Source organism: Roseibium aggregatum, assembly GCF_014692675.1.
Classification (GTDB): domain Bacteria; phylum Pseudomonadota; class Alphaproteobacteria; order Rhizobiales; family Stappiaceae; genus Roseibium; species Roseibium aggregatum_C.
On record NZ_JABFCZ010000069.1, the window covers coordinates 1 to 2015 of the forward strand.

3 protein-coding genes are annotated in these 2015 nt (G+C 65.3%); 1 reads left to right on the top strand and 2 read right to left on the bottom strand.

What is annotated here, in order from left to right:
* Positions 1 to 127: 127 nt before the first annotated feature.
* Positions 128 to 1090 carry a LysR family transcriptional regulator gene (locus HK439_RS26245; RefSeq protein WP_190294441.1) on the bottom strand — a complete coding sequence of 321 codons (963 nt, stop codon included), beginning with the start codon at positions 1088 to 1090 and terminating at the stop codon, positions 128 to 130.
* Between the two features lie 144 nt (positions 1091 to 1234).
* On the opposite strand from HK439_RS26245, the gene HK439_RS26250 reads away from it, so the two are divergent.
* A complete protein-coding gene (locus HK439_RS26250; RefSeq protein ID WP_190294442.1) occupies positions 1235 to 1924 on the top strand; it encodes an SDR family oxidoreductase in 690 nt (229 codons plus the stop codon).
* Here HK439_RS26250 and HK439_RS26255 read toward each other — a convergent pair.
* Positions 1912 to 2015 (bottom strand): transposase domain-containing protein (locus tag HK439_RS26255; RefSeq protein ID WP_190294281.1); only part of this gene is annotated, 104 nt, incomplete at its 5' end. The two genes, HK439_RS26250 and HK439_RS26255, sit on opposite strands and share 13 nt — an antisense overlap.

Consider the following 2015-nt stretch of genomic DNA (forward strand, 5'->3'; position numbering starts at 1 on the left):
GGGGAGGGGAGAGCAGTCTTGCTCCGGATCTGAAAGGGCGCGCACAGCGGATACCTTCGGCTCCAAGCCAATACATTGACATCATTGCCCAGGGCTTCAGTCGGCCCGGCTGTTCACTCCCGCCTGTTCATTCCCGACTGTTCAGGCCCAGCTTCTCCAGGCGCCCGTGGGCGGTCTCGAGGATGTGCTCCATGCAATCGATCATCATCGTCCTCAGCCAGACCTGGGCCGGATCGGCGTCGAGCCGTGCGTTCCACAGCGCCCGCAGCCTGAGGGCGGGAAGCTCGATCGGAGGTTCGAGGATCTCGAAAGCGTCGAGATCGGGAGAGAGGTGGTACAGCGTCGCGTTCTGATTGGCAAACATGTTGGTGCGCAGCAGGGCCGGCCCGACGGCCGACCAGTTCGGCACGCGCAGGCCGATCCTGCGCTCAAGGCCCTGGCTGGCGATCCGCCTCTCGACCGCGTCGCTGCTGGCGGTCGTCGGCAGGGCGACGACGATATGCGGCCAGCGCAGCCAGCTGTGCACGTTCCAGTCGCTTGCCGCCGGATGGCCCTTCCGGGCAAAGACGAACCGCTTGATGGCGGGCATCAACTTGTCCCTGATCCCGTCCGGCAGGGGCGTGGTGGCATTGCCGTAGGCTAGGTCTATCTGCTCGTCCGCGATCTGGGCATAGGTGCTCTGGCTCTGCGGCACCCATTCCAGCCTGATATTGGGCGCAGCTGAGTTCACCCGCTCGGCCAGCTCGACGATCAGCGGGTCGAGCTGCGGCCCGGCGATCCGGAAGACGCGGCTGCTCGTTGCCGCGTCGAACGGCTCCGGCGGCTGCACGAGGCGCTGGATGCCGCGCAGGATCGGGCGCACTTCCTCGATCAGCGTCAGCGCCAGTGGGCTCGGCTTCATCCGCCCGGCCGCCTTGACGAGCAGCGGATCGCCGAAGGTCTGGCGCAGCCGGGCGAGCGCATGGCTGATGGCGGACGGCGTGCGCCCCAGCCGGTCGGCGGCCCGGACCACGCTTTGCTCCTCCATCAGAACCTCGAAAATCACCAGAAGATTCAGGTCGATGTTTTGAAGCTGAATGCCGTTCATCATGAATGAAACCTATTCACTGGACTAATCATGAATTGAATTCATTTTAAGTCCGGTTCTTGCGGATTCAAGAGCCATTGGCGGCCAAGCCGGTAATTGCGACCGGCGCCGCCACACACCCCCATAATTCCATACGAAAGAAAGAAAATGCCCAAACCCAATGACCACGTCTTCATCGTCGGCGGCACGTCCGGCCTCGGCCTTGCCGTCGCCGAAGCCGCCCATGCCCTTGGCTGCAAGGTTACCATCGCCGGACGCGGCGCTGATCGCGCCACCGAGGCCGCCCGCCGGATCGGGCCGGACTTGCGCGGCGTCCATCTCGATCTGGAGGACAGCGCCTCGATCGAGGCGGCGCTATCAGGCGAAGACCCGATCGACCACCTGGTGCTGACGCCGATCCACCCGGACAACCAGACCATCCGCACCTTCGACGCGGAGGTCGCGATCCGCGCGGTGCGGATCAAGATCGTCGGCTACCTGGAGGCGGTGCATCACGCCCTGCCGCGGCTGCAGCCGGCCTCCACCGTCACCCTGTTCGGCGGGCTCGCCAAGGCCAATCCCTATCCCGGCTCGACACTGGTCAGCACGCTGAACGGAGCGATCACCGGCATGACGGCGACGCTGGCGGTCGAACTCGCCCCGATCCGGGTAAACGGCATCTCGCCTTGCCTGGTGGAGGATTCCCCGCGCTGGCAGAAGCGGATCGCCGACGGCGCCGGCCAGGCGGTCGACCTCTTCCGCGCCCACAGCCCGGCCAAACGCCTCGCCACCGTCGAAGACATCGTCAGCGGCGTGTTCTTTCGTAAGCGCGAAGCTGCGGCCGTTCAGCTCTTGTAGTTCCAGGGCATGAGAGCGCCGATGTCGCTATTGGGCCAACCGTTGGCGATGCGCTCGAGGGTCTGTGTGAGCCAGGCGTGGGGATCAAGCT